The sequence below is a fragment of the Streptomyces sp. NPDC006296 genome (assembly GCF_040613235.1).
In the GTDB taxonomy this organism is placed as follows: domain Bacteria; phylum Actinomycetota; class Actinomycetes; order Streptomycetales; family Streptomycetaceae; genus Streptomyces.
This window is the reverse complement of the sequence record NZ_JBEXRT010000018.1, coordinates 77,798-102,883: the sequence shown is the minus strand read 5'-3', so window position 1 is coordinate 102,883 and position 25,086 is coordinate 77,798. Positions and strand designations below refer to the sequence as shown.

At 72.6% G+C, this 25,086-nt stretch carries 23 protein-coding genes; 11 read left to right on the top strand and 12 right to left on the bottom strand.

What is annotated here, in order from left to right; genetic code table 11:
* Positions 1–4 precede the first annotated feature (4 nt).
* Complete coding sequence (locus tag ABZ172_RS15440) at positions 5–403, top strand: hypothetical protein (RefSeq protein WP_356884126.1); 399 nt, start codon at positions 5–7, stop codon at positions 401–403.
* A 279-nt stretch (positions 404–682) separates the two neighbouring features.
* Here ABZ172_RS15440 and ABZ172_RS15435 read toward each other — a convergent pair whose 3' ends face one another.
* Entirely contained in the window at positions 683–2,509 is a 1,827-nt protein-coding gene (locus ABZ172_RS15435; RefSeq protein WP_356884124.1) for a phosphoenolpyruvate carboxykinase (GTP), read from the bottom strand.
* Positions 2,510–2,716: 207 nt separating this feature from the next.
* Between ABZ172_RS15435 and ABZ172_RS15430 the strand changes: the two genes are divergently transcribed.
* On the top strand, positions 2,717–3,400 hold the full coding sequence (locus tag ABZ172_RS15430; RefSeq protein ID WP_356884122.1) for a hemolysin III family protein: 684 nt from the start codon (positions 2,717–2,719) through the stop codon (positions 3,398–3,400).
* Between the two features lie 84 nt (positions 3,401–3,484).
* Here ABZ172_RS15430 and ABZ172_RS15425 read toward each other — a convergent pair whose 3' ends face one another.
* Positions 3,485–5,509: a thioredoxin domain-containing protein gene (locus ABZ172_RS15425; RefSeq protein WP_356884120.1), complete on the bottom strand. Its 2,025-nt coding sequence runs from the start codon at positions 5,507–5,509 to the stop codon at positions 3,485–3,487.
* A gap of 195 nt (positions 5,510–5,704) precedes the next feature.
* Here ABZ172_RS15425 and ABZ172_RS15420 point away from each other — a divergent pair, with 195 nt between their 5' ends.
* Together ABZ172_RS15420 and ABZ172_RS15415 are read left to right on the top strand one after the other, a co-directional pair.
* A complete protein-coding gene (locus tag ABZ172_RS15420; RefSeq protein WP_356884118.1) occupies positions 5,705–6,271 on the top strand; it encodes a Uma2 family endonuclease in 567 nt (188 codons plus the stop codon).
* A 458-nt stretch (positions 6,272–6,729) separates the two neighbouring features.
* Positions 6,730–9,993: a tetratricopeptide repeat protein gene (locus ABZ172_RS15415; RefSeq protein WP_356884116.1), complete on the top strand. Its 3,264-nt coding sequence runs from the start codon at positions 6,730–6,732 to the stop codon at positions 9,991–9,993.
* A 72-nt stretch (positions 9,994–10,065) separates the two neighbouring features.
* Here the strand turns inward: ABZ172_RS15415 and ABZ172_RS15410 are convergent, their stop codons facing one another.
* Together ABZ172_RS15410 and mca are read right to left on the bottom strand one after the other, a co-directional pair.
* Positions 10,066–10,359, bottom strand: a complete 294-nt coding sequence (locus tag ABZ172_RS15410) for a hypothetical protein (protein WP_356884114.1) — start codon at positions 10,357–10,359, stop codon at positions 10,066–10,068.
* 1 nt (position 10,360) lies between these two features.
* Positions 10,361–11,242 carry a mycothiol conjugate amidase Mca gene (gene mca, locus ABZ172_RS15405; RefSeq protein WP_356884112.1) on the bottom strand — a complete coding sequence of 294 codons (882 nt, stop codon included), beginning with the start codon at positions 11,240–11,242 and terminating at the stop codon, positions 10,361–10,363.
* Between the two features lie 97 nt (positions 11,243–11,339).
* Here mca and ABZ172_RS15400 point away from each other — a divergent pair, with 97 nt between their 5' ends.
* Together ABZ172_RS15400 and greA are read left to right on the top strand one after the other, a co-directional pair.
* Positions 11,340–11,744 carry a DUF4307 domain-containing protein gene (locus ABZ172_RS15400; RefSeq protein WP_356884110.1) on the top strand — a complete coding sequence of 135 codons (405 nt, stop codon included), beginning with the start codon at positions 11,340–11,342 and terminating at the stop codon, positions 11,742–11,744.
* Positions 11,745–11,933: 189 nt separating this feature from the next.
* Entirely contained in the window at positions 11,934–12,431 is a 498-nt protein-coding gene (gene greA, locus ABZ172_RS15395; protein ID WP_033297886.1) for a transcription elongation factor GreA, read from the top strand.
* Positions 12,432–12,486: 55 nt separating this feature from the next.
* On the opposite strand, the gene ABZ172_RS15390 is transcribed toward greA, so the two are convergent.
* The 3 genes from ABZ172_RS15390 to ilvA form a co-directional block, all read right to left on the bottom strand.
* The gene (locus tag ABZ172_RS15390) at positions 12,487–13,344 is read right to left on the bottom strand and encodes an ABC transporter permease (protein WP_356884108.1); all 858 of its coding nucleotides are present in this window, start codon (positions 13,342–13,344) and stop codon (positions 12,487–12,489) included.
* Complete coding sequence (locus ABZ172_RS15385) at positions 13,341–14,345, bottom strand: ATP-binding cassette domain-containing protein (RefSeq protein WP_356884106.1); 1,005 nt, start codon at positions 14,343–14,345, stop codon at positions 13,341–13,343. The genes ABZ172_RS15390 and ABZ172_RS15385 overlap by 4 nt, the downstream gene beginning before the upstream one ends.
* A 151-nt stretch (positions 14,346–14,496) precedes the next feature.
* Positions 14,497–15,726, bottom strand: a complete 1,230-nt coding sequence (gene ilvA / locus ABZ172_RS15380; protein WP_356884104.1) for a threonine ammonia-lyase — start codon at positions 15,724–15,726, stop codon at positions 14,497–14,499.
* A gap of 157 nt (positions 15,727–15,883) precedes the next feature.
* On the opposite strand from ilvA, the gene ABZ172_RS15375 reads away from it, so the two are divergent.
* Both ABZ172_RS15375 and ABZ172_RS15370 read left to right on the top strand, forming a co-directional pair.
* Entirely contained in the window at positions 15,884–16,414 is a 531-nt protein-coding gene (locus tag ABZ172_RS15375) for a MarR family transcriptional regulator (protein ID WP_356884102.1), read from the top strand.
* 99 nt (positions 16,415–16,513) lie between these two features.
* A complete protein-coding gene (locus ABZ172_RS15370) occupies positions 16,514–16,705 on the top strand; it encodes a DUF1059 domain-containing protein (RefSeq protein WP_356884100.1) in 192 nt (63 codons plus the stop codon).
* 86 nt (positions 16,706–16,791) lie between these two features.
* On the opposite strand, the gene ABZ172_RS15365 is transcribed toward ABZ172_RS15370, so the two are convergent.
* Positions 16,792–17,937, bottom strand: coding sequence for a cystathionine gamma-synthase (locus tag ABZ172_RS15365; RefSeq protein ID WP_356884098.1), 1,146 nt, complete (start codon positions 17,935–17,937; stop codon positions 16,792–16,794).
* A 79-nt stretch (positions 17,938–18,016) separates the two neighbouring features.
* Between ABZ172_RS15365 and ABZ172_RS15360 the strand changes: the two genes are divergently transcribed.
* The 3 genes from ABZ172_RS15360 to msrA all read left to right on the top strand — a co-directional run bounded on the left by ABZ172_RS15360 (position 18,017) and on the right by msrA (position 20,098).
* Positions 18,017–19,120, top strand: coding sequence for a hypothetical protein (locus ABZ172_RS15360; protein WP_356884096.1), 1,104 nt, complete (start codon positions 18,017–18,019; stop codon positions 19,118–19,120).
* Between the two features lie 46 nt (positions 19,121–19,166).
* Complete coding sequence (locus ABZ172_RS15355) at positions 19,167–19,325, top strand: hypothetical protein (protein WP_356884094.1); 159 nt, start codon at positions 19,167–19,169, stop codon at positions 19,323–19,325.
* A gap of 68 nt (positions 19,326–19,393) precedes the next feature.
* Entirely contained in the window at positions 19,394–20,098 is a 705-nt protein-coding gene (gene msrA / locus ABZ172_RS15350; RefSeq protein WP_356884092.1) for a peptide-methionine (S)-S-oxide reductase MsrA, read from the top strand.
* Positions 20,099–20,188: 90 nt separating this feature from the next.
* On the opposite strand, the gene ABZ172_RS15345 is transcribed toward msrA, so the two are convergent.
* The 4 genes from ABZ172_RS15345 to ABZ172_RS15330 form a co-directional block, all read right to left on the bottom strand.
* Positions 20,189–20,938: an alpha/beta fold hydrolase gene (locus tag ABZ172_RS15345; RefSeq protein WP_356884090.1), complete on the bottom strand. Its 750-nt coding sequence runs from the start codon at positions 20,936–20,938 to the stop codon at positions 20,189–20,191.
* A 264-nt stretch (positions 20,939–21,202) separates the two neighbouring features.
* Positions 21,203–22,582: an NADP-specific glutamate dehydrogenase gene (gene gdhA / locus ABZ172_RS15340; protein ID WP_356884088.1), complete on the bottom strand. Its 1,380-nt coding sequence runs from the start codon at positions 22,580–22,582 to the stop codon at positions 21,203–21,205.
* Between the two features lie 291 nt (positions 22,583–22,873).
* On the bottom strand, positions 22,874–23,557 hold the full coding sequence (locus tag ABZ172_RS15335) for an ABC transporter ATP-binding protein (RefSeq protein ID WP_356884086.1): 684 nt from the start codon (positions 23,555–23,557) through the stop codon (positions 22,874–22,876).
* A 48-nt stretch (positions 23,558–23,605) separates the two neighbouring features.
* The gene (locus ABZ172_RS15330; RefSeq protein WP_356884084.1) at positions 23,606–25,066 is read right to left on the bottom strand and encodes an ABC transporter permease; all 1,461 of its coding nucleotides are present in this window, start codon (positions 25,064–25,066) and stop codon (positions 23,606–23,608) included.
* Positions 25,067–25,086: the final 20 nt, after the last annotated feature.

Sequence of the window (25,086 nt, the reverse complement as noted above, 5' to 3'; positions counted from 1 at the left end):
CACCATGTACGAGCCGATCCGCACCAAGTCGGTCCACACGCCGGCCGGCGACGCCGGTTTCCCGCACCGCAGCCGCGAGGAGGAGCTGGACATCCAGCTCGCCGGACACCTCGCCGCACTGCTCGCCGTGACCGACGAGCTGGGTCTCGCCGTCCTGGGCGAACGCATCGCCGAGCAGGTGGCCAGGCTCCGCGCGGCGCCGCCCGCCCGGCACGCCGGACGGAGCGAGGCGTCTCCGGCCGCCCTGCACCGCCGGGCCCACACCCTCGCCGGCCGGGCCCTCGTGGTGGCCGCGTCCCGCGCCGACACCGCCGTCGCGATCCTCGCGGCCGAGGCCATGGACGCGCACGCCGCGGCCCTGGCGGCCCCCACCGCGCCGACCGCACTGGTCGGCACCCCCTGACGGCCCCGGTCCACGCGCCGCGAAGGCGTGCGGACCGGGAGCCACCGGCGGCCGGGAGGGCCGTGGCCCCGCCCGGCGGACGTGAAGGCGGTGTGTGCGGGTTGTCGGCGATGCATGGACGTTCGCGTCGGTCCGGGGTGCCGCTCCACCGGAGGGGTTCTCCTGGGAGGAGCGGCACCCGGAACCATGAGGGGGCTCCGGGTGCCGTGCGGCGGCGGGCCGTGGGCCCGACGGGTCGCGGCGGACACCGGGGGCCCTGCCGCGGGGGCCGTGCGGGGATCAGCCCAGGCGCCGGACCAGCGCGTGGTACTCGTCCCAGAGCTCCTCGGGCGTGTGGTCGCCGAAGGTGTTGAGGTGCTCGGGGATCAGCGCGGCCTCCTCGCGCCAGACCTCCTTGTCGACGGACAGCAGGAAGTCGAGCTCGGACGCGGAGAGGTCCAGGCCGTCGGTGTCCAGGGACCCCTCGGCCGGCAGGATGCCGATCGGCGTCTCGACGCCCTCGGCCCGCCCCTCCAGGCGCTCCACGATCCACTTGAGGACACGGCTGTTCTCGCCGAAGCCGGGCCAGACGAACGCGCCCGCGTCGTTCTTGCGGAACCAGTTCACGTAGTAGATCTTGGGCAGCTTCGACCGGTCCGCCTTGCTGTTGCCGACCTCGACCCAGTGCTTCATGTAGTCGCCCATGTTGTAGCCGCAGAACGGCAGCATGGCGAACGGGTCGCGGCGCAGCTCGCCGACCCTGCCCTCGGCGGCGGCGGTCTTCTCGGAGGCGACGTTGGCGCCGAGGAAGACGCCGTGCTGCCAGGAGAAGGACTCGGTGACCAGCGGGACGGCGGACGCGCGGCGGCCGCCGAAGAGGATCGCCGAGATCGGCACGCCCTTCGGGTCCTCCCACTCGGGCGCGATGATCGGGCACTGTCCGGCGGGGACGGTGAAGCGGGCGTTGGGGTGGGCGGCGGGCGTGTCGGACCCGGGGGTCCAGTCGTTGCCCTTCCAGTCCGTGAGGTGCGCGGGGAGTTCCTCGGTCATGCCCTCCCACCAGACGTCGCCGTCGTCGGTGAGCGCGACGTTGGTGAAGACGGAGTTGCCCCACATGGTCTTCATGGCGTTGGCGTTGGTGTGCTCGCCGGTGCCGGGCGCGACGCCGAAGAAGCCGGCCTCCGGGTTGATGGCGTACAGCCTGCCGTCCTCGCCGAACCGCATCCAGGCGATGTCGTCCCCGATGGTCTCGACGGTCCAGCCGGGGATCGTGGGCTCCAGCATGGCGAGGTTGGTCTTGCCGCAGGCGCTCGGGAACGCGGCGGCGACGTACGTGGACTCGCCCCGCGGCGGCGTGAGCTTGAGGATCAGCATGTGCTCGGCCAGCCAGCCCTCGTCACGGGCCATGACGGAGGCGATGCGCAGCGCGTAGCACTTCTTGCCGAGCAGGGCGTTGCCGCCGTAGCCGGAGCCGAAGGACCAGATCTCGCGGTCCTCGGGGAAGTGCGAGATGTACTTGGTGGAGTTGCAGGGCCACGGGACGTCGGCCTCGCCCTCGGCCAGGGGGGCGCCGAGGGTGTGGACGGCCTTGACGAAGAAGCCGTCGGCGCCGAGCTCGTCCAGGACCTCCTGGCCCATCCGCGTCATGGTGCGCATGGAGACGGCGACGTACGCGGAGTCGGTGATCTCGACGCCGATCGCGGAGAGCGGGGAGCCGACGGGGCCCATGCAGAACGGGACGACGTACATCGTCCGGCCGCGCATGGAGCCGCGGAAGACGCCGTCCCGCCCGGCGAAGATCTCCCGCATCTCGGCGGGCGCCTTCCAGTGGTTGGTCGGGCCCGCGTCCTCCTCCTTCTCGGAGCAGATGTAGGTGCGGTCCTCGACGCGGGCGACGTCGCTCGGGTCGGAGGCGGCGTAGTACGAGTTGGGGCGCTTGACCGGGTCCAGCTTCGTGAAGGTGCCCTTGGCGACGAGCTCCCCGCACAGGCGCTCGTACTCGGCCTCGGAGCCGTCGCACCAGACCACGCGGTCCGGCTCGGTGAGGGCGGCGATCTCGTCCACCCAGGAGACGAGCTCCCGGTGCCGAGTGGGAACAGTGAGGGGAGCCGCGATGTCTCGCGCCACGATCGCTCCTTGTAGAGAGGGTGTGTTGTCCGGCCCCGTGGGGGCTGCGACCCGGATGCTGACCCCTTCGAAATCCCCTGGTGCTCATCCGGTGCCGACCGCACTCATTTGATCATCCGACGACGGCGCCCATATGTCCAGAGGGCCGCACACGTGAGCATCGCCACTCGTATCCGCTACCTACGGAAGCGTAGGTAGCATGCGGACATGACTTCTGCCGCCTCCGCGTCCGGACCCGTCGAGCTCACGGACCCCGTCCCGGTCAAACCACGGATGCGCGGGTGGCTGCACGCGGGGATGTTCCCCGCGGTGGTCGTCGCCGGCATCACCCTGATCGCCCTGGCCGACAGCACGCGCGCGCGGATCGCCTGTGCCGTCTACATAGCCACGGCCTGCCTGCTCTTCGGCGTGAGCGCGGTCTACCACCGGGGCACCTGGGGCCCGCGCGGCGAGGCGGTCCTGCGCCGGCTGGACCACGCGAACATCTTCCTGATCATCGCGGGCACCTACACCCCGCTGACCCTCCTCCTGCTGCCCGAGGCCACCGGCCGGCCGCTCATGTGGGCGGTCTGGGGCGCCGCGGCGGCCGGGATCGCCTTCCGGGTGTTCTGGGTCGGCGCCCCGCGCTGGCTCTACACCCCGTGCTACATCGCGATGGGCTGGGCCGCGGTCTTCTTCCTGCCCGACTTCATGCGCACCGGCGGCGTCGCGGTGCTGGTCCTCGTCGTCGTCGGCGGGCTGCTCTACAGCGCGGGCGGTGTCATCTACGGCCTGAAGCGCCCGAACCCGTCACCGCGCTGGTTCGGCTTCCACGAGGTGTTCCACTCGCTGACCCTGGCCGCGTTCGTGGTGCACTACGTCGGGATCTCGCTGGTCGCCTACCAGCGGTGACCCGCGGTACGCACGGTTGAGGGGCACGGCGCGACGCCGGGCCCCTCAGCCGTGCTCCCGGGGCGCTCCCCCGTCGTGCCGCCGTCAGCCGCCCAGCTTCGCGGCCAGCTCCTCCGCGTCCGTGGTCGGCGTGTCGCACACGAAGTGCCGGCAGACGTAGGCGGCCGGTGCGCCCCCGACCGGCGGGCGGTCCGCCAGCAGCGGGAACTCGGCGCCCGCGTCCGGCCCCTCGCCGGCCGCGACGACCGCGCCGGGTGCCCGCCCCAGCAGGGCCGTCCGGTGCAGCTCGCCGGCGACCGGCCCGGCCACCGCGACCTCGCGCGGGCCGTCCAGCAGGGCCTCGGCGACCGCGAGCCCCCAGCCGACGAAGCGGGGGGCCTTCGGGCCCAGCGCCCCGACGATCCCGAGGGCACCCTCGGCCGCCGTGCGGTGCGCCTCGGAGCCGGTGTGCGCGGCGTAGGAGAGCAGGGCTCCGGCGGCGGCGGTCCAGCCGGCCGGGGTGGCGTTGTCCGTGGGGTCCTGGGGCCGCCGGATCAGCTGCTCGGCGTCGTCCGCGGTGTCGAACAGCCGGCCGTCCTCACCGGAGAAGTGCTCCAGCACGATGTCGAGCAGGAAGCCCGCGAACTCCAGCCAGGCGCCCTCCCCCGTGACGGAGGCCAGCGCGAGGAATCCCTCGGCGACGTCTGCGTAGTCCTCCAGGACCCCGGAGTTGTCCCCGGCCCGCCCGTCCCGTGAGGTGCGGCAGAGCCGGGCGACGTCGCCCATGTGCACCCGCACCAGCAGGTCGGCGGCCTCGGTGGCGCGCTCGACGAGGTCCGGACGGCCGAAGTACGCCCCGGTCTCCGCGAGCGCGGCGATCGCCAGTCCGTTCCAGGCTGCGACGATCTTGTCGTCCCGCTCCGGGCGGGCCCGCAGCTCACGGGCCGCGAGCAGCCGGGCCCGCACACCGGCGACCCGCTCGGGGTCGGGGTCCTCCGCCTCCCCCTCCCGGACGAGCCGCAGGACCGACGCCCCCTCCTCGAAGGTGCCCTCCTCGGTCACGCCGAAGTACGCGGCGGCGAACGCGGCGTCCTCCTCGCCCAGCACCTCGCGCAGCTGCGCGGGCGTCCAGACGTAGAACGCGCCCTCGACGTGACGCCCCTGGGCGTCCTCGCTGTCGGCGTCCAGCGCGGACGCGAAACCGCCCTCGGCGGTCCGCAGCTCACGGACCATGAAGTCGGCCGTCTCCAGGGCCACCCGGCGGGCCAGGTCCGACCCGGTGGCCCGCCACAGGTGGGCGTACACACGGCACAGCAGGGCGTTGTCGTAGAGCATCTTCTCGAAGTGCGGGACCACCCACTCGCGGTCCACCGCGTACCGCGCGAAGCCGCCGCCGAGCTGGTCGTAGATCCCGCCGTGCGCCATGGCCGCACAGCTGTCGGCGGCCATCTGCAGGGCGCCCTCGGCACCCGTACGGGCGTGGTGGCGCAGCAGGAACTCGATGACCATGGACGGCGGGAACTTGGGCGCGCCGCCGAATCCGCCGTGCTTCTCGTCGTAGTCGCGGGTCAGCCCCAGGAGGGCCTGCGCCAGCTCCTGCTCGCCGGGCAGGGAGCCCGCGCCGCCGGTCAGGGACCGGCTCGCGAGGTCGCGCACGATGCGCCCGGCCACCTCGGCGACCTCCTCCCTGCGGTCCGTCCAGGCTGCCGCGACCCCGTCGAGCACCTGCGGGAAGGAGGGCATGCCGTGACGGGGCTCGGGCGGGAAGTACGTGCCGAAGTAGAAGGGTTCGGCGTCCGGCGTCAGGAAGACGGTCATCGGCCAGCCGCCCTGGCCGGTCGCGGCCTGCACGGCCTCCATGTACACGGCGTCGACGTCGGGCCGCTCCTCCCGGTCCACCTTCACCGCCACGAAGTGCGCGTTGAGGTGGTCGGCGACGGCCGGGTCCTCGAAGGACTCGTGGGCCATCACGTGGCACCAGTGGCACGCGGCGTAGCCGACCGACAGCAGGACCGGCACATCGCGCCGTCGCGCCTCCTCGAAGGCCTCCGGCCCCCACGGCCACCAGTCGACCGGATTATCAGCGTGCTGAAGCAGATAAGGCGAGGTCACACCAGCCAACCGATTCATGCGGCCCAGCCTCTCACAACGCCCGGCGCCACCGGCCGACCCTCACGGACCCGCCCCACTCGGCCGAATCACCCCTATGTGCCATGACGTGGTGGGCGGCTCCTTCCCTTGCGGGTCGGGCAGCCCGGCACCTCGGAACAGTAGGCTGAGCGCAGCAGCGCCGGACCTGCCGAGGCCTCTCGAAGGAGGTACACCATGACCGCCGAGATGGTGGCGCCCGCGTGGATGCATACGCAGATCAGCGCGGAGCAGTACGACTCCTGGTCCGAGGAGCAGTGCGCCGGCATCGAGATCGTGGACGGGATGGTCGTCGTGAGCCCGAGCGCCTCCAAGCGGCACAATCGGCTGGCCCGCCTCCTGGCCAACGCCTTGGACGCCGCCGCTGGCCCGGACTGGAACGCCGACACGGACTTCGATGTCCGCTTGCAGGATGTGCCGCTCACCAACCGCCGTCCGGACGTCACCGTCTACCGGGCGGAGACCATCGACCTCACACCCACCCGCCCCGAGCACGTCCTCCTGGTCGTCGAGGTCGTATCCCCAGGGTCAGAAACCACGGACCGGATCGTGAAGGTGGACCAGTACGCCAAGGCCGGCATCCCCTTCTACTGGCGCATCGAGCAGGCCGCCACCGGGGTGCCGATCGTGTATACCTACGTTCTCGATCCCGCCACCAAGGCTTACCGGGACGGCGAGACGTTCACCGGCTCGGTGAAGGCGACCGCACCTTTCGCCGTCACAGTCGATCTCGGGATTGTGTAAGGACCTCGCCGCAGTCGGCGCTCCCCTCTCCTTGCCGCACCGCCACGGCTCCCGTTCGTCCGCCCTTGCATCCCCGGCTGCCCCCGCACCCTCGTCACCATCGACTACGGAAAAGCCCCGAGGCCACACGGACCCGCGCCTTTCCGCAGGGCCGAAAGACGGGGTCGAACGGTTCTGCAACTGGGCCGTTTCCCGTCTTCCTGAAGGGTGCCGAGCGCGCCGAGTCGGACGCTGAGGACCGCATTCGCGGTTCGCCCGCCGGTGAGGAAAGCGCATCAGTACACCGAGGTACGAGTGCAGACGGGCACATCGCGCCGTCGCGAATCCTCGAAGCTCCGCGACCTGATCGGGCCCGCCGCGCCGCTCCGGGGGCTGGGCGCGGGCGCCCTGTTCGCAGGACACTGGGGGCTGTTGACAGCCGGACGGACCGAAGTCGTCGGATTCCAGGGGGGACACATATGCGGGACAGCCATCGGGCGGAAGCCGAAAGGCTGTTGGTACGTGCCGTGGAGGAAGAGGTGCGGCGGACGGGGGGCCGGACGGACTCCCGTGTGCTCCTGTCCCGGGGGCGGGGCGCGCTGGACGCCATGGCGGCGGGCGCGGCCGAGGAGTACGCCGCCTACACCCGGGCGCTGGACGCCGCGGGGGCCGGGCAGCAGCCGCTGTCGGAGCGGTTCAGCAGGGCGACGCTGGGAACACCGCTGATCGTGACGGGGGTGGCCGCGGCCGCGGCGTTCGGGGCGGACCTGGCGTTCGGTACCGCGACCGGGCTCGCCCTGGGCGCGGGCGCGGTCGTCGCCGTGGCGGGGACGACCGCGACGATGGCCGGAGTGACGGCCTCGCACTGGCCCGCCGCACACCGGCGGGCGGGCGAGCGGAACCAGCCCGGCGGCCCGGAGCAGGTGCGGCTGGAGTGGCTGACCGCCCTGGAGGTGCGGGGCATCCGTCCCTTCCTCGACCAGCAGCGCATGCTGACGGCCTCCGCCCGGCCGGCGAAGAAGCCGGGCTCCTCCGTGGTGGCGCAACTGCGCGGAGGTGACCGCAGCGCAGCCGCGCGGACCCGTTCACTCCTCGAACAGTCCTTCGGTCATCTTCCCGCCGTGGACGGCCCGTTCGCCGGCCGTCGCAGTGAACTGGCGCAGATCGCCCAGTGGGTGCACGCGGCCCGCGCGGCGACCGAGACCAGGCCGACGGTGGTGGTGCTGCACGGCGTGCCGGGTTCCGGGCGCACCACGCTCGCCGTGCGGGCCGCGCACGCGCTCAAGGACCAGTTCCGGGGCGCGTGCGTGGTCGACCTGCGGGGCGACGTGGCCGACGAGGCGCCGCTGCCGACCCGGGACGCGCTGCTGCACCTGCTGAACCGGCTGGGGGCTCCGCGCGAGCAGCTGCTCTTCCGGGAGCGGACCTCCGCCGAGCAGCAGGTGCGGCGGCTGAGCGAGCTGTACCACCAGCATCTGACGGGCACGCCGGTCACCGTCGTCCTGGACGACGCCACCGACGCCGCCCAGGTCCGCACGCTGGTACCGGGGCGCTCGGACAGCCTGGTCCTGGTCACGGCCCGTGAACCCCTCGAACTGCCCGCCGACTTCCCCGCACGGGTGTACCAGCTGCCCGTCGGCGGGCTGGACGCGGCGGGCGCCGAGGAGCTGCTGCGCGAGACCGCCGCGGGCCCCCGGGGCGCGGACCCCGCCGGAGCGGGAGCGGGCGGGAGCCCGGCCGAGGAGGGCCCGTACGACCTGCCCTCGACCGACGCGGTCGTCGAGCTGTGCGGCGGGCTGCCGCTGGCGCTGGCGGTGGCGGGCTCCTCGCTCGGCACCCGCAGCAGGGCCGAGCTGGCCACCGCCCTCGGGGCGTACGGCCCGGTGGCGCCGGTCGAGCGGGCCCTGTGGCTGCGCTACACCGACCAGCCGGAACCGGCCCGCCGGCTGCTGCGGCGGCTCGCCCTGGCCGGGCGCGCGAGCCTGGGCGCCGCCGCGGCGGCGTCGCTGCTGTCCTCCGACGAGCAGGAGGCGGGGCGCCTGCTGGAGTCGCTGGCCCGGGCCGGGCTCCTGGTCCATGTGCGGGGCGCGCGCTACCGGCTGCACGACCTGGTGCGGGACTTCGCCCTGGCCCGGCTGCTCGACGAGGAGGCGGCGGCCGACCGCACCTCCGCGCAGGAGCGCCTCATCCAGAACTACGCGGAGCTCGCCGACGCGGTGATCCGCATGGTCGACGGGAAGATGTCGACCCGCGCCGGGCAGTTCGGCTCGCACGGCTTCAGCTCTCTGGACGCGGCCCTGCGCTGGCTGGACGACGAGTCGAGCTTCATCACCTCGGCACTGCGGCACGCGGAGGGCGTGGACCAGGCGGCGGTGCTCCATCTGCTGGGCGCGCTGTGCGACTACTGCCTGCTGCGGGGCGATCTCTACCGCCTCGGTGAGATCGGCGAGCTGACCCGCGCCGTCGACCAGGGGCTCCTGGAGCGGTCGGTCCAGTGGCGTACGGGCATCGCTGCCCGGCAGCTGGGTGAGCTCGACAAGGCCCGCACCACCCTGTCGTCCGTGGTCGGCCTCTACCGCGAGGCGCAGCACGACGCGGGCGCCGCACTCGCGCTGTGCTCGCTCGGGATCACCCTGCACCACCAGGGGAACCTCACGGAGGCCTCGGCGCGGCTGCGGGAGGCGCTCGCCCTCCAGGAGTCGCCGGAGCAGGCCGAGGACCGCGCCTGGTCCCTGCACGCGCTGGCCGCGGTGGAGCGCGACCGGGGCGATCTGGCCGAGGCCCTGACCCTGCTGGACACCGCGCTGGCCCTGCACCGCGAGGGCGAGTCGCTGCACGGCGAGGCCTGGTCGCACTTCCAGCTCGGCCAGGTCTGCCTGCGGATGGGCGAGGTCGCCCGGGCGGAGGAGGAGCTGTCCACCGCGCTGGAGCTGTACGGCCGCACCCGGGACGACCGCGGGGAGGCGTGGGCCCTGACCCAGCTGGCCCGCGCCCGGCTGATGGACGGCGATCCCGCGCCGGCCGTGGAGCAGCTGCGCGGGGCCCTCGAACGGCACCGGGAGAACGAGGACGCGCGCGGCGAGGCCTGGACGCGCTACTACCTGGGGCAGGCCCTGGAGGAGGACGGCGACGCCGATCAGGCGGTACGGGAGCTGGAGCGGGCCCGGACCATGTTCTCGCGGATGCGGGACGTGTACGGGCTGGCGTGCGCCCGCCACCACTCGGGGCGGGTCACCCGCGACCAGCGGGCCGTGCAGACGGGCAATCTGCGCAACTCCGGTTTCGCCCGGCAGCTCCTGGTGGACGCACGGGCGGACTTCCGCCGGATCGGGGTCGCGCACGGGGAGGCCTGGACCTGCCTGGAGCTGGCCCTGATCGACGGCGGCAACAACCGGGCCGCGCAGGCGCTGGAGCTCTGCGGCGAGGCGGTGGAGCTGTTCCGCTCGTACGGGGACGTCCGGGGCGGCGACTGGGCGGCGTTCCTGCGGTGCACGCTGCTGCCGTACGCCTCGCCGGGCGGCAGCGAGGTGGGCACGGCGGTGGCGCAGCAGGAGCTGGCCGATCTGCTGGAAGCCGCCCATCCGCTGCGGGACGCCGGGCTGACGGACTGCGCGGAGGCCTTCCGGGTGGTGCTGAACCGCGGGGTGGACCTGGACGACGGCTGGCAGGCCTGGCGCCTCGGCCTGACGCCGTCCCGGCACGCCCGCGAGGTCATGGGGGTGCCGGTGGGCGTACGGCCCTGAGACCGGGGGCGGCAGGCCGCGGGCGGGGCGGTGACGCCCCGCCCGGTCGGCCCCGGCCGCCCGGGTGCTCCGCTACTTCTCCGCGGCCGTGGACCCGGCGGCGGACCCGGCGGTCGTCGACCCGGCGGCCGCGGACCCCGGCTGCACGGATTCGGACTTCGCGGATTCGGACTTCGCGGCCGGGTCGGGGGCCTCCTCGAAGTTGACCCGCCCCATGTGGCGGTTCATCGACTTCATGAGGAACCACACCCCCACGGCGAGCGCCGCGAAGACGAGGAATCCGAGGACGCCGGGCGTCACCTTGTTCTTGTCGAGCTCGTCGGCGGCGAACGGGACGAGCTGGGTCAGTGCCTGGGTCGCGTACATATCAGGCATTGTCGCGGATGCCCGCGAAGAGGTCGCTCTCGGGGAGGGAGGTGTCGACCAGCGACTTGGCGAGCTCGTACTCCTCGGTCGGCCAGACCTCCCGCTGGATGTCCATCGGCACCCGGAACCAGCCGCCGTCCGGATCGATCTGCGTGGCGTGCGCGATCAGCGCCTTGTCGCGGATCTCGAAGAAGTCGTCGCACGGAACGTGCGTGGTCAGCGTGCGTTCGGCGCGCTCGAACTCCTTCCAGCGCTCCAGCCAGTCGGCGTACGGGGACTCCAGCCCGCGGGCGAGGAGCGCCTCGTGCAGGGCGACCGTGCGGGGCTTGTTGAAGCCCTGGTTGTAGTAGAGCTTCTGCGGCTGCCAGGCCGGCCCGAACTCCGTCTCGGGGAACTTCTCGGTGTCCGCCGCCCCCTCGAACGCGATCATCGAGATCGTGTGGGTCTTGATGTGGTCGGGGTGCGGGTAGCCGCCGTTCTCGTCGTAGGTGGTGATCACCTGCGGACGGAACGCGCGGATCTTCGCGACGAGCCGGCCCGCCGCCTTCTCGTCGTCCTCCAGGGCGAAGCAGCCCTCGGGGAGCGGGGGCAGCGGGTCGCCCTCGGGAAGGCCCGAGTCGACGAAGCCGAGCCACTCCTGCCGGACGCCCAGGATCTCCCGGGCCTCGTCCATCTCCTTCTTGCGCACCTCGTGGATGTGGGCCTCGATGTACGCGTCCCCCTGGAGCTTCGGGTTGAGGATGGATCCGCGTTCGCCCCCCGTGCAGGTGACGACCATCACGTCCACCCCCTCGGACACGTACTTGGCCATGGTGGCCGCGCCCTTGCTCGACTCGTCGTCGGGGTGGGCGTGAACGGCCATCAGTCGCAGCTGCTCGGTCAAGACTCGGTCCTCAGTGATTCGTCGCAGTGGTCGGCTTCTATAGTGACTGAACCGGGGGGTGGAAAATTCCTCGATCCCCGGTACGGGAGGAACGATCATGACGGCGGTGCGCGAGGCCTTGCCCGAGGGGCGTTACGGCCGGTCGCGGGACGAACGCGCGGACCGCACGCTGAAGATCGTCGGCTCGGTGCTGGGGGTGGCCTTCCTCGCCGTGATCGGCTGGTTCGGCTACTCCTACGTGGCGGGCCAGGACGTCAGCGCCGAGCTGATCAAGTCGAAGGTCGTCTCGGACGGCCGGGCCGAGGCGCACCTGGAGGTCCGCAAGGACCGGGACGTCGAGGGCCGCTGCACGCTCCGCGCGCTGAGCGAGGACGGCGCGGAGGTCGGGCGGGCGGACTTCCGGTTCGACGGGCGCACCGAGCGGATCGACGAGGTCGTCTCGCTGCGCACCACCTCCCGGGCGACCGCGGTGGAGCTCACGGGGTGCACCGCCGGAGGCTGACCGCGCCCGGTGGGCGCACCGTCCGGGAGGCCGCGCTCACGCGCCGGCCGGTGCGGACGCGCGTGGGACGGTTTACCTTCTCCCCCTTTTCGCGCGGAATTGTTAGGCTCGTTGTTTCGCCCACCTGTAGCAGCGCATGCTCCAGGTAGGGCGTTGCTTTGTATTCCCAGCACCGACGAGGAGCACCCTGTGACCCAGACCAGCGATAACGTCACCTGGCTCACGCCGGAGGCGTACAACCAGCTCAAGGCGGAGCTGGAGTACCTGTCTGGTCCCGCGCGCACGGAGATCTCCGTCAAGATCGCGGCGGCCCGCGAGGAGGGTGACCTCCGCGAGAACGGCGGGTACCACGCGGCCAAGGAGGAGCAGGGCAAGATGGAGCTCCGGGTCCGCCAGCTGACCCAGCTCCTGGAGCACGCGAAGGTCGGCGAGGCCCCGGCCGACGACGGCGTGGTCGAGCCCGGCATGGTCGTGACCATCGCCTTCGACGGCGACCCGGACGACACGGTCACGTTCCTGCTCGCCTCCCGCGAGTACGCGAGCACCGACATCGAGACCTACTCCCCGCAGTCCCCGCTCGGGACCGGCGTGAACGGCAAGCGGGTGGGCGACGACGCGGAGTACGAGCTGCCGAACGGCAAGAAGGCCACCGTGAAGATCGTCTCGGCCAAGCCCTACCAGGGCTGAGCCGCAGCGAACCGCCCGAGCCCCGGCCGCGGCCGGGGCTCGGGCGTGTCCGGGGTCAGGCGGTGGCCGAGCGGTACCTGCGGACCGCCAGGGTGCGGAAGACCACGATGATCAGGACCGACCAGATCACCGAGGCGCTGATCGGGTGCTGCATCGGCCAGGCGTCCGAGGTCACGAAGCCCGGCGGCACGTTGCCGAAGAGCTCGCGGCAGGCCGCCACGGTGGCGCTGAAGGGGTTCCACTCCGCGATGTGGCGCAGGACGGTCGGCATCTGGTTGGCGTCCACGAAGGCGTTCGAGATGAACGTCAGCGGGAAGAGCCAGATCAGTCCTCCGGAGGTGGCCGCCTCCGGGGTGCGCACCACGAGGCCGATCAGCGCGCCGATCCAGGAGAACGCGTACCCGAGCAGGAGCAGCAGCAGGAAGCCGGCCAGCACCTTGGCGACGTTCTCGTGGGTCCGCCAGCCGATGACCAGGGCCACTCCGGCGAGCACGACGAGGGTGAGCGCGGTCTGCACGAGGTCGGCGAGGGTGCGTCCGGTGAGGACGGCGCCGCGGGCCATCGGCAGCGACCTGAAGCGGTCGATCAGCCCCTTGTGCATGTCGTCGGCGATGCCCGCCCCGGCCCCCGCGGTGGCGAAGGTGACGGTCTGGGCGAAGATCCCGGCCATCAGGAATTCCTTGTAGGCCGTGGGCGAGAGGGAGCTGCCCACCTTGATGGAGCCGCCGAACACGTAGGTGAACAGCACCACGAACATGATGGGCTGCACCAGGCCGAAGATCACCATCTCGGGGATCCGCGCCATGCGGATCAGATTGCGCCGCGCGACGACCAGCGAGTCGGCCACCGACCGGCTCAGCGCCCCGCGGGTCCTGGGGGGTGTCAGGTCCGGTGTCTGCGTGACGGCGGTCACCGTGCGCCCTCCTTCGGGCCCTGTGCGGCCTCGTCCGTCGTGTCGGTGCCGTTCTTCCCCAGCTCGGCCGCGTGGCCCGTGAGGGAGATGAAGACGTCGTCCAGGGTGGGGCGGCGCAGCCCGATGTCGTCGATCTCCACGCCCCGGGAGTCGAGGTCGCGGATGACCTCGGCCAGCAGCTTGGCCCCGCCGGTGACCGGGACGGTCAGCTTGCGGGTGTGCTCGGCGACGGCGATCTCGCTCTTGCCGTACGCGGCGAGCACCGAGCGGGCCGGCTCGATCTGTTCGGGCCGGTGCACGACGACCTCGACCCGCTCGCCGCCGGTGCGGGACTTGAGCTGGTCGGACGTGCCGCGGGCGATGACCCGGCCGTGGTCGATCACGCAGATGTCGTGGGCGAGGTGATCGGCCTCCTCCAGGTACTGGGTGGTCAGCAGCAGGGTCGTGCCGCCCGCGACGAGCTCCTCGATGACCTCCCACAGCTGCTGCCGGTTGCGCGGGTCGAGTCCGGTGGTGGGCTCGTCCATGAACATCACCGGCGGGGAGACGACGAGCGCGGCCGCCAGGTCGAGACGGCGGCGCATGCCCCCGGAGTAGGTCTTGGCGGTGCGGTCGGCGGCGTCGGCGAGGTTGAACCTCTCCAGGAGCTGCCCGGCCCGCTTCTTCGCGTCGCGGGAGCTCATCTGGTAGAGCTGCCCGACCATCTGGAGGTTCTCCCGGCCGGTGAGGTACTCGTCGACGGCCGCGAACTGGCCGGAGAGGCCGATCGAGCGGCGTACCGCGTCGGGATCCTTCAGCACGTCGATGCCCGCCACGACGGCCCGGCCGCTGTCCGGCCGGAGCAGGGTGGTCAGGACGCGGACGGCGGTCGTCTTGCCGGCGCCGTTGGGCCCCAGCAGACCGAGGACGGTCCCTTCGGGCACGTCGAGATCGACGCCGCCCAGTGCTCGTACGTCGCCGAAGGTCTTGACCAGACCCTCGGCATGGATGGCGCCTGGCATACGTGTTCCCCCAGTGGTGTCACGTGCGTTCCTGAGCGGATCGTAGAGTTCCCGGCCCCCGGAGGAGGGGAACACCGCGCGTTCGGGCGATGCACCGTAACGCGATACATCGCGACACACAACCGGTTTTCCGCGCGGGAATCCGGGTCGCTCAGACCCGTACGAGGTAACCGGCGGCACGCAGCGCGGCGGCGACCTCCTCACAGTGCTCCGGGCCCTTCGTCTCCAGGTGGAGCTCCACCTCCGCCTCGGTGAGCCCGAGCCGCGGGTCGGTCCGCACATGGCTGATGTCGAGCACGTTCGCGTCGGCGACGGACAGCGTGGCGAGCATCGCGGCCAGCGCTCCCGGCCGGTCGGTGAGCCGGACCCGCAGGCTCAGGTAGCGGCCCGCCGCGACCATGCCGTGGGTCAGGATGCGCTGTATCAGCAGGGGGTCCACGTTGCCGCCCGACAGCACGGCGACGACGGGGCCGCGGAAGGCCCCGGGATCGCTCAGCAGGGCCGCGACCGGGATCGCCCCGGCCGGCTCGACGACCATCTTGGCCCGCTCCAGGCACAGCAGCAGCGCGCTGGACAGCTCGTCCTCGGAGACCGTGCGGACCTCGTCCACCAGCTCCCTGACCAGCGGGAACGTGAGGTCTCCGGGCCGTCCCACCCTGATCCCGTCGGCCATGGTCTGGGCCGATCCGAGCATCACCGGGTACCCGGCGGCGAGCGAGGGCGGGAAGGCCGCGGCGCCCGCGGCCTGGACCCCGACGATCCGGACGTCGGGGCGCAGTGCCTTCACCGCGACGGCGATCCCGGCGGCGAGACCGCCCCCGCCGATGCCGACGACGATCGTGCGGACCTCCGGGCACTGTTCGAGGATCTCCAGCCCGAGGGTGCCCTGCCCCGCGATCACGTCCGGGTGGTCGAAGGGGTGGATGAAGACCGCCCCGGTCTCCTCGGCGTACTCCTGGGCGGCGGCCAGCGTCTCGTCGACGACCTGGCCGTGCAGCCGGACCTCGGCCCCGTAGTCCCGGGTCGCCGCGACCTTCGGCAGGGGCGCGCCGACCGGCATGAAGACCGTGGAGCGTACGCCGAGCAACGAAGACGCGAGTGCGACACCCTGCGCATGGTTTCCGGCACTGGCGGCCACCACCCCGGCCGCCCGTTCGACGGGGCTGAGTCCGGCGATCCGTACGTACGCGCCGCGCAGTTTGAACGAGCCGGTGCGCTGGAGGTTCTCGCACTTGAGGTGGACCGGCGCACCGACCAGGGAGCTGAGGTGCCGGCTGCCCTCCATCGCGGTCGCTCTGGCCACCCCGGACAGCATCTTCCGGGCGCCTCGGACGTCGTCGAGGATCACCGGGGGGAAGGGGGCTGGCGCACGGAAGGTCATGACGGCAAGTCTTGCAGCTCACGGGCCGCGGAGCCGTCGCGTCTCACGGCGGCCCGCGGCGGTGTCCACCGGTTTGTGCAGCACTGCTCCACGCCGCCCCGTGGCCGCGTACTCTGTCCCCCACCCATCCGACACCGCACGAAGAGAGCCCCCGGCCATGCCCCCTCAGGACATGACGACTGCTGCGTCTCCTTCCGGGGGCGCGGCCCCCGGACATCCGGGAACGGACCACCTGCTCGACGCGCTCCAGCACCAGGTCGCCGTCTTCGCGCGACGTGCCGAACAGACCCGCCTCGGCGGTGTCGGCCAGGTCCGCAACTCGATGGACCGGGCGGCCTATCTGCTGCTCAACCGGCTCGACGCGGAAGGGCCCATGGGCGTGAAGGCGCTGGCCGCGGGCATGGGGATCGACTCGTCGACGGTGACCCGGCAGGTCGCGCCGCTGGTCGACACGGGGCTGGTCAAGCGCACCTCGCACCCGGAGGACGGGCGTGCGGTCGTGCTGCAGCTGTCGCCGCGCGGGCAGTCCCGCCTGGAGGAGGTCCGTGCCTCGCGGCGGGAGCTGATGTCGCAGGTGACGGGCGAGTGGACCGAGGAGGAGCGCGAGGTGTTCTGCTCCCTGCTGACCCGGTTCAACGGCTCGCTGGCGGCCCGGCAGGCGGTGAACCAGCCGGCGCAGGAGGGCTGAGCCTCCGCACCCGCGGTCGCGCGCGGTGCGCCCGGCTGTCGGCCGGGCCGGGCGGACCTACCCTGGAAGTGCCTGAACTCGCGAGTCGAGGAGGCCGCCATGACACGGAAGATCGCCGACTGCCGCAGGTACCCGAGCGTCACCCATTGCACGCTCACCATTTCCGGTGAGGAGGACGAAGTCGTCCGGGCCGCCGCCGAACACGCGGTCTCGGTCCACGAGCACACCGACAGCCCGGAACTGCGCGAGCAGATCCGGGGCTCGCTGGAGGACGAGAAGGTCGCGGTCTGACCACCGCGGAACCGTCGTCGTCCGGCGGCCGGGCCGAGGTCCCGGCCGCCGGACGTCTGCCGTCCGCCGGCCGGGAGGGGTGCCGGTCAGCCGAGCGCCTGGGTGAGGTCGGCCAGCAGGTCGTCGGCGTTCTCGATGCCGACGGACAGCCGGACCAGGTCGGCCGGCACCTCCAGCGGGGAGCCCGCCGCGGACGCGTGCGTCATGCGGCCCGGGTGCTCCAGCAGCGACTCGACGCCGCCGAGCGACTCCCCGAGCGTGAAGAGCTTCGCGCGGTCGCAGACCTCGACCGCCGCCTCCTCGCCGCCCGCGACCCGGAACGACACCATGCCGCCGAAGGCCTTCATCTGCTTGGCGGCGATCTCGTGGCCCGGGTGCTCCGGCAGCCCGGGGTAGAGGACCTGGGTCACCTTGGGGTGCCGGGTCAGCAGGTCGGCGACCCGGGTCGCGTTCTCGTCGTGGCGGTCCATGCGGACGGCGAGGGTCTTGATGCCCCGCAGCACCAGCCACGCGTCGAACGGACCGGCCACCGCGCCCATCGCGTTCTGGTGGTACGCGAGTTCCTCGGCCAGCTCCGGGTCGCCGGTCACGAGCGCGCCGCCGACCACGTCCGAGTGCCCGCCCATGTACTTCGTGGTGGAGTGCACCACCACGTCGGCGCCCAGCGAGAGCGGCTGCTGGAGGTAGGGGCTGGCGAAGGTGTTGTCGACCACCAGCCGTGCACCCGCCTGCCGGGCCACTCCCGCGACGGCCTCGATGTCGGTGATGCCGAGCAGCGGGTTCGAGGGCGTCTCCACCCAGATCGCCTTGGTGCGCGGGGTGAGCGCGGCCCGTACCGCGCCGATGTCCGAGGTGTCGGCGACCGAGAACTCCACGCCCCAGCGCGCGGCGACCTTGGCGAAGAGCCGGAACGTGCCGCCGTAGGCGTCGTTCGGGATGACCACGTGGTCGCCCGGGGTCAGCAGCGTGCGCAGGAGGCAGTCCTCGGCGGCCAGGCCCGACGCGAAGGCGAGCCCGCGCCGGCCGCCCTCCAGCGCCGCGAGGTTCTCCTCCAGCGCCGTGCGGGTGGGGTTGGCGCTGCGGCTGTACTCGTAACCGCCGCGCAGTCCGCCGACGCCGTCCTGCTTGTACGTGGACACCTGGTAGATCGGCGGGACCACCGCGCCGGTGAGGGGATCCGCCGTGTTGCCGGCGTGGATCGCAAGGGTCTCGAAGCTGTGCTGGTCGCTCATGGGGCCCGAGCGTAGTTCGTCGCACGGGGTGGGAGAGGCCACTCGCCGCCCGCCCACCCGTCCGGGGACAATGGGCCGCATGGAGATTCTGTGGTTCCTGCTCGCCCTGTGCATGCTCGGCGCGGTCGCCGGCCCGTTCCTGATGCGGCGCCGCGGCGGTATCCGTCAGGTCGCGCCCGGTTCGCCCGACGCCGCCGACCCGGACACCTACGGCTTCGCGCGCCAGGAGGAGCTGGACGTCCGGATGCCGGGTCCCGACCGGGACCTGCTCGACGTCCTCGACGTCGTCCAGAGCACCCGGAGCTGGAAGGCCGCCTCCCAACTGCTCGCGGGCACGCCCAAGGAGAGCGAGATCCGCTGGCAGCGGGTGCAGGCGTTCGCCGGTGCGGCCTCCCTGGAGCTGGCGCAGCGGCCCGGTGAGGGCGGCGCGTGGCTGAGGGCGTGGCGGGCCGAGGCTCCGAAGGACGCGGGCGCGGCGGCGGTGCACGCCGAGTTCCTGGTGCAGCAGGCGTGGCGCACCGGCACGGTGGGCACCGACGACTTCCGGATCATCCTGGAGGAGGCCCGCACGGTCTGCGGCGAGGCGGCCCTGCTGGCGCCGGGCGACCCCGTCCCGTACATCGTGGAACTGGCCGTCGCCCGCGGTCTGGGCTACTCCCACGAGCAGTTCGACCAGGTCTGGGCGAAGATCATCGACCGTGCGCCCGCGCACATGGGCGCGCACATCGCGGCCCTGCACTTCTGGTGCGAGAAGTGGCACGGCTCCCGTGAGGAGGCCGACCGCTTCGCGACGGCCGCCGCCGCGCGCGCCCCGCAGGGCTCGCTGCTCGCCGCGCTGCCGCTGTTCGCGGTGTACGAGCACCTGCCCGAGGTCAATCTGGTGCAGGGCTTCTACCGGGGCGTCGTGGTGACGAAGGCGGTGGAGGGGGCGATGTTCGCCGTGCACGCGGCCCGGGCGGACGACCCGATGCTCGCGCACGTCCGGCACCTGCTGGTCCTCTTCCTCGTCCGCATGGAGCGCTGGTCGGAGGCGATGCACCAGCTCGTCCACATCGACGGCCACGTCGGCGCGCTCCCCTGGACCCAGAACCCCGACCCGGCCGCCGAGTACACGGTGTACCGGGCGCTGGCCGTCGCCGGGTACGAGGCGAACGGCGGCAGCCCCGCGACCCTGCTGCACTGATCACGGCACCCCCGCCCCGCCCCCCGAAGGAATGGACCGGCACCCCATGGCACGACTGATCCCGCTGATCCTGCTCGGCCTCGCGGTGTTCTTCTGGCTGCGCGCACGCCGGAAGACCGCCGCGTACCTGGCCTCCTACGAGAATCCGGCCGGTGCGCAGGGCGAGGGTGACGAACGTCGCGATCCGCCGGCCCCTGCGGCCTGAGACCGCGGAATCCGCGGCGCTCCCGCGGCGTTGTACGGAGCGAACCCCGACCCCGGAGGAGCCCCCGCATGTTCCTGACCCACCGCACCCCGCAGCTCCCCACCCCGGAGGAGGCACTGCGCGGCCGCCCCGTCCCCGAGTTCACGGTGCCCTCCCGCCACACGGTCCTCGGCAACCCGCTGACCGGCCCGTACCCGCAGGGCCTGGAGGTCGCCGACTTCGCGCTGGGCTGTTTCTGGGGCGCCGAGCGCACGTTCTGGCGGACCGAGGGCGTCTGGACGACGCTCGTCGGCTACCAGGGCGGCTACACCGAGAACCCGTCGTACGAGGAGGCCTGCTCCGGCCTGACCGGCCACACGGAGGCCGTCCGGGTCGTCTTCGACCCGCAGGTCGTGAGCTACGCCGAGCTCCTGAAGCTGTTCTGGGAGTCCCACAACCCGACCCAGGGCTTCCGCCAGGGCAACGACGTCGGTACGCAGTACCGCTCGGCGATCCACACCCACTCCCCCGAGCAGGCGGAGGCCGCCGAGGCGTCCCGTGAGGCGTACCAGCGGGTGCTGACGGCCGCGGGCTTCAAGGAGATCACCACGGAGATCCTCCCGGCGGAGGGCCGCACCTTCTGGCCCGCCGAGGCGTACCACCAGCAGTACCTCGACAAGAACCCCGACGGCTACTGCGGCATCGGCGGCACCGGCGCGACGCTGGAGTCCCCCTCCGCGACGAACTGGGGCCGCGCCTGCCCGACGGGCATCGCCCCGGCTCCGGAGGCCTGAGCCCCCTCACAGGGCGGACACCGCCCGGTCGCACGACGCGCCCCGTCCCCGGCACCCTTCACGGGCTGCCGGGGACGGGGCGCGCCCGGTTCAGGAGGCGACGAAGCGCGCGATCCGGCCCAGCACGACGGTGTCCGCCAGGAAGCCGATGTGGGTCTGGCAGGCCACGAGGTTGTTCGTCGCACCGGTCAGCCTGGTGCTGGTGTACGGCAGGATGACGCCGTCGCACGCGGAGTACCAGGTGGCGTACTGCGTGTCGCCGGGGGTCTCGTCGCCCGAGGTGATCTGCGCGATGAACGAGGAGCCCGGGTACATCTGCCGGCAGGTCGTGTAGATCAGGCAGGCGGAGGCGAACGTGGTCCCGTGGTTCGCGCCCGCGATCGAGGCGAGGTGGCTGACGCTGGTGTTCCCGCCCAGCACCTTCAGGTAGTACTGGCTGACGAGGCCGCCCATCGAGTGGTTGACGAGCGCGACCTTGCTCGCGCCGGTCCGGGACTTCACGGTGTCGACGAAGGACGCCAGGCCCTGGGCGTTGGTGATGTTGTCGCCGTAGGAGTCGTACTCGTACGCGAAGAGCTTGGAGCTGGACCAGCCGTTGAGCCGGAAGACGCTCATGGCGGTGACCCAGTTCGCGGCGCTGCCGGTGTAGCCGTGGACGAAGACGACCGGTGTGCTCGTCGACAGCGGCTGGGCGGCGGCGCCGGCGGCCCGGTCCGCCGAGGTGGCGGTGGGGGTCGCGGCGGGGGCCGCGCCCGCCGTGGACGCCGGGGTGAAGAGGGACAACGCGACCGTGACGGCGGCGAGGACGCCGAGAAGCCGGCGGGACGGACGACGACGCATGGGGCGCTCCTGACGGGGGTGCGGGATGCGGGTGCCTGACCTGACCAGGGTCGGGGCGCGGGGCCCTGGCGCCATCGGTGAATTCACCGGTGTCCGCGGGCCCTTCGGGTACGCCGGGCATCCGGTGCGTCGTCCTGGGGCCGGCCCGCCCGGCCCCGCGGGGCACACCGGCCCTACGGGGCCGGGCGGGCCTCCGCGGTCGCGGCCACCGGGTCGCGCGGGTGGCGGGGCCGGGCGGGCCGGACCGCGGAGGCCCGGGCGGGGTCAGATCAGGCCCTGCGCCAGCATGGCCTCGGCGACGATCTCGAAGCCCGCGATGTTCGCGCCGACCACGTAGTTGCCCGGGCTGCCGTACTTCTCGGCGGTCGTGTGGCAGGAGTCGTGGATGTGGCGCATGATCTCCGCGAGCCGGTCCTCCGTGTGGGCGAAGGTCCACGAGTCGCGGGAGGCGTTCTGCTGCATCTCCAGGGCGCTGGTGGCCACCCCGCCCGCGTTGGCCGCCTTGCCGGGCGCGAAGGCGACACCCGCCTCCTGGAGGACGTGGACGGCCTCCGGGGTGGTCGGCATGTTGGCGCCCTCGGCGACCGCCTTCACGCCGTTGCGCACGAGGGCGAGCGCGTCGGCCTCGTGGAGTTCGTTCTGGGTGGCGCAGGGCAGGGCGACGTCCACGGGGACGTTCCAGACGCCGGTGCCCTCGACGTACCGCACGTGCTCGCCGCGCCGCTCGGCGTACTCGGAGATCCGGCCGCGGCCCGTCTCCTTGATCTCCTTGAGCAGGTCGAGGTCGATGCCCTTCTCGTCGACGACGTAGCCGCCCGAGTCGGAGCAGGTGACCACGGTCGCACCGAGCTGCAGGGCCTTCTCGATGGCGTAGATGGCCACGTTGCCGGAGCCGGACACCGCGATGCGCTGGCCCTCCAGGGACTCGCCGCGCACGCGCAGCATCTCGGCGGTGAACAGGACGCAGCCGTAGCCGGTCGCCTCGGTGCGGGCCTGCGCGCCGCCCCAGCCGAGGCCCTTGCCGGTGAGCACGCCGGACTCGTAGCGGTTGGTGATCCGCTTGTACTGGCCGAAGAGGTAGCCGATCTCCCGGCCGCCGACGCCGATGTCACCGGCCGGGACGTCGGTGTACTCGCCCAGGTGGCGGTGGAGTTCCGTCATGAACGACTGGCAGAACCGCATGACCTCGGCGTCGGACCGGCCCTTGGGGTCGAAGTCCGCGCCGCCCTTGCCGCCGCCGATCGGCATGCCGGTCAGGGCGTTCTTGAAGATCTGCTCGAAGCCGAGGAACTTCACGATGCCGAGGTTGACGGAGGGGTGGAAGCGCAGTCCGCCCTTGTAGGGGCCGAGCGCGCTGGAGAACTCCACGCGGAAGCCGCGGTTGACGTGGATGTCGCCGGCGTCGTCCGACCACGGGACCCGGAAGATCAGCTGCCGTTCGGGCTCGCAGATCCGCTCGATGATGCGGGCGTCGACGAACTCCGGGCGCCGCGCCAGCACCGGGCCCAGGGTGTCCAGGACCTCGCGCACCGCCTGGTGGAACTCGCCCTCGCCCTGGTTGCGCCGCAGGATCTCCGCGTAGAGCGGCTCGATGACGCGGCTCTCGGCGGCGCGCGGGGTGAGGGAGTCGGAACTGGCCGGCATCTGATCAACCTTCCGTGGGTGGGCTCGTGCGTGTCGGCGCTCCCTGTCCCCGGAGGCGCCCCCGGCCCGTGGGGGCCGTTGCACCCGGCAAGTCTCGCAGTGCGGCCCGGCCGCCCGCGGCCGACGTCCACACCGTGGCCACGGTGTTCACCTCGGCGCGCAGGTCCCCGGGCCGCCCGCCCCTCTCCGCCGCGGGGGTGCGGGGCCGCACGGCGCCCGGTGTGCGGGGCCGCGCGGGTGGTGAACCTCACAGCCGGAGGAGGACGGCTGTGAGGTCCACGGGGCCGCCGGTCAGGCCGCGGCGTTCTCCGTCACCGTCACCCTGCCCTTGCGGATGGTCGCCACCCGGGGCGCCTTGCGGGCCAGCGAGCTGTCGTGCGTGACCATCACGAAGGTCAGCCCGTGCTCCTTCCACAGCCCGTCGAGCAGGTCCATGATCTCGTCGCGCATGGACTCGTCGAGATTGCCGGTGGGTTCGTCGGCGAGCAGCACCTTCGGCCGCTTGACCAGGGCCCTGGCGATCGCGACGCGCTGCTGCTGGCCGCCGGACATCTCGCCCGGCAGGTGGGTGGGACGGTCGCCGAGGCCCACCGACTCCAGTGCCTCGGCGGCGCGTTCGCGACGGGCCTTCGCACCGAGGCCGAGGGGGACGAGGGCGGTCTCGACGTTCTCCTGGGCGGTGAGCGTCGGGATCAGGTTGAAGCTCTGGAAGACGAATCCGATGGACTCGGCACGGACCTTGGTGAGGCGGGACTCGGGGAGCGCGGCCAGGTCGACGCCGTCGAGTTCGACGGTGCCGGAGGTGGGCCGGTCCAGTCCGCCGAGCATCTGCAGGAGGGTGGACTTGCCTCCGCCGGTCGGGCCCTGGATGACGAGCCGTCCGCCGTCCTCGATGGTGAGGTCGACACCGGCGAGCGCGTCGACGGGGTTCCTGCCGCGCAGGTAGCGCTTGGTGACGCCCTTGAGCTGGTACATGGATGAACTCCTGCTGCTACGTACGGACGGGGCTGGTGCGGGGCGGTGTCACGCGACGCGGCGCAGCGCGTCGGCCGGCCGCAGCCGGGAGGCCCGCCAGCCGCCGAAGGCTCCCGCGATCAGTCCGCCGGCCACCGCCAGGGCGACGGCGACGAGGATCGTGGTGAGGGAGACCGGGGCGGTCAGGGCGATGTCGAGGGTCCTGGAGGCGGTCTGGCGGCCGGGGCCGCCGCCCATCGGCCCGCCGCCGCCCATGCCGCCACCGCCGGCGGAGCCGAGCCGGGCGGTGAGGGTGGGGCTGACGGCGGTCACGGCGTAGGCGCCGGCGAGGCCGACGGCGATCCCGAGGACGCCGCCGATCAGGCCGTTGACCAGGGCCTCGCCGACGACCTGGCGGGTGACGCGGCCGCTCTTCCAGCCGAGGGCCTTCAGGGTGCCGAACTCCCGCACGCGGCGGCTGACCGCCGAGGAGGTGAGCAGGCCCGCGACGAGGAACGCGGCGGCGAGGACCGCGACGGAGAGCCATCTGCCGACGCTGGAGGCCAGGTCGGAGGCGGTGGAGAGGGAGCCGGACACCGTGTCGGCGAGGTCGGCGGAGGTGGTGACCGTCGTCCCGGAGATGTTCTTCTGGATGGCGGACTTGACGGTGTCGATCTGCTGGGAGCCGGTGGCCCGGACGTAGACCGTGGTGACCTTGTCCGCGGAGTCGGCGACGGTCTGCGCCTGCTTCAGGGGGATGTAGACGTCGGCGGCCGCGTCACCGCTGTCCGCCGTCGAGAGGCCCACGATCGTGTAGGCGGTGCCGGCGACGGTGACGGTCCCGCCGACCGCGAGCTCCTTCTCCTGGGCGTAGGCGGAGTCGACGACCGCGACCTTCGCGTCGGTCTCGGACGCCTTGAAGGTACGGCCCTCGGTGAGCGTGGAGGAGGTCAGCGGGCCGAGGTCCTGCCGGGCGACGTCGGTGCCGTACACGGAGAAGGAGTTGACGTCGAAGGAGGCGCCGCCGCCCTCGACCCGGCCCTGCGGCCCGCCGCCGCCCTGGCCGCCGCCGGGGCCGCCCTGGCTCTGCCCCGTGCTCTCGTCCTGCTTGAACTCGCCGCGCCGGAACTGCCCGTCGACCTTCATGACGGTCAGGCTCAGCCCGCCGACGGCGTCCGCGACGCCGTCCTGCCCGCCCACCTCGTCGACGGTGCCGGCGTCGAGCGTCTGGAAGCCCTGGACCATGACCCGGTCCGTGCTCTGGGTCGTGTCGTCGTCGTCCTGGGCGTCGAAGTCGAACCGGGGCCGCTCGGTCCCCCCGGAGCCGGGGGCGGCGGCGGCCTTGGTCACGGTCATGTCCGTGCCCAGCCCGTACAGCGATTCCAGGACCTGGTCCTGGGCCCGGCTCATGCCGGCGGAGACCGAACTGACGACGATGACCAGCGCGATGCCGAGGGCGAGCCCCGAGGCGACGACGAGCGCCGCCTTTCTGCGGCGGCGCAGCTCGCGCCGGAGGTAGGTGAAGAACATGGCGCGAAGCTATGGAGCGG

What these genes read in the sequence shown, in the direction of transcription:
- ABZ172_RS15415 (WP_356884116.1), top strand. Translation starts at nt 6,730, where the DNA reads ATGCGGGACAGCCATCGGGCGGAAGCCGAAAGGCTGTTGGTACGTGCC.
- ABZ172_RS15410 (WP_356884114.1), bottom strand. Translation starts at nt 10,359, where the DNA reads ATGTACGCGACCCAGGCACTGACCCAGCTCGTCCCGTTCGCCGCCGAC.
- ABZ172_RS15425 (WP_356884120.1), bottom strand. Translation starts at nt 5,509, where the DNA reads ATGAATCGGTTGGCTGGTGTGACCTCGCCTTATCTGCTTCAGCACGCT.
- ABZ172_RS15385 (WP_356884106.1), bottom strand. Translation starts at nt 14,345, where the DNA reads ATGCCAGGCGCCATCCATGCCGAGGGTCTGGTCAAGACCTTCGGCGAC.
- ABZ172_RS15370 (WP_356884100.1), top strand. Translation starts at nt 16,514, where the DNA reads ATGACACGGAAGATCGCCGACTGCCGCAGGTACCCGAGCGTCACCCAT.
- ABZ172_RS15345 (WP_356884090.1), bottom strand. Translation starts at nt 20,938, where the DNA reads ATGCGTCGTCGTCCGTCCCGCCGGCTTCTCGGCGTCCTCGCCGCCGTC.
- msrA (WP_356884092.1), top strand. Translation starts at nt 19,394, where the DNA reads ATGTTCCTGACCCACCGCACCCCGCAGCTCCCCACCCCGGAGGAGGCA.
- ABZ172_RS15365 (WP_356884098.1), bottom strand. Translation starts at nt 17,937, where the DNA reads ATGAGCGACCAGCACAGCTTCGAGACCCTTGCGATCCACGCCGGCAAC.
- ABZ172_RS15355 (WP_356884094.1), top strand. Translation starts at nt 19,167, where the DNA reads ATGGCACGACTGATCCCGCTGATCCTGCTCGGCCTCGCGGTGTTCTTC.
- ABZ172_RS15375 (WP_356884102.1), top strand. Translation starts at nt 15,884, where the DNA reads ATGCCCCCTCAGGACATGACGACTGCTGCGTCTCCTTCCGGGGGCGCG.
- ilvA (WP_356884104.1), bottom strand. Translation starts at nt 15,726, where the DNA reads ATGACCTTCCGTGCGCCAGCCCCCTTCCCCCCGGTGATCCTCGACGAC.
- ABZ172_RS15440 (WP_356884126.1), top strand. Translation starts at nt 5, where the DNA reads ATGTACGAGCCGATCCGCACCAAGTCGGTCCACACGCCGGCCGGCGAC.
- ABZ172_RS15420 (WP_356884118.1), top strand. Translation starts at nt 5,705, where the DNA reads ATGACCGCCGAGATGGTGGCGCCCGCGTGGATGCATACGCAGATCAGC.
- gdhA (WP_356884088.1), bottom strand. Translation starts at nt 22,582, where the DNA reads ATGCCGGCCAGTTCCGACTCCCTCACCCCGCGCGCCGCCGAGAGCCGC.
- ABZ172_RS15400 (WP_356884110.1), top strand. Translation starts at nt 11,340, where the DNA reads ATGACGGCGGTGCGCGAGGCCTTGCCCGAGGGGCGTTACGGCCGGTCG.
- ABZ172_RS15335 (WP_356884086.1), bottom strand. Translation starts at nt 23,557, where the DNA reads ATGTACCAGCTCAAGGGCGTCACCAAGCGCTACCTGCGCGGCAGGAAC.
- ABZ172_RS15330 (WP_356884084.1), bottom strand. Translation starts at nt 25,066, where the DNA reads ATGTTCTTCACCTACCTCCGGCGCGAGCTGCGCCGCCGCAGAAAGGCG.
- ABZ172_RS15360 (WP_356884096.1), top strand. Translation starts at nt 18,017, where the DNA reads ATGGAGATTCTGTGGTTCCTGCTCGCCCTGTGCATGCTCGGCGCGGTC.
- ABZ172_RS15430 (WP_356884122.1), top strand. Translation starts at nt 2,717, where the DNA reads ATGACTTCTGCCGCCTCCGCGTCCGGACCCGTCGAGCTCACGGACCCC.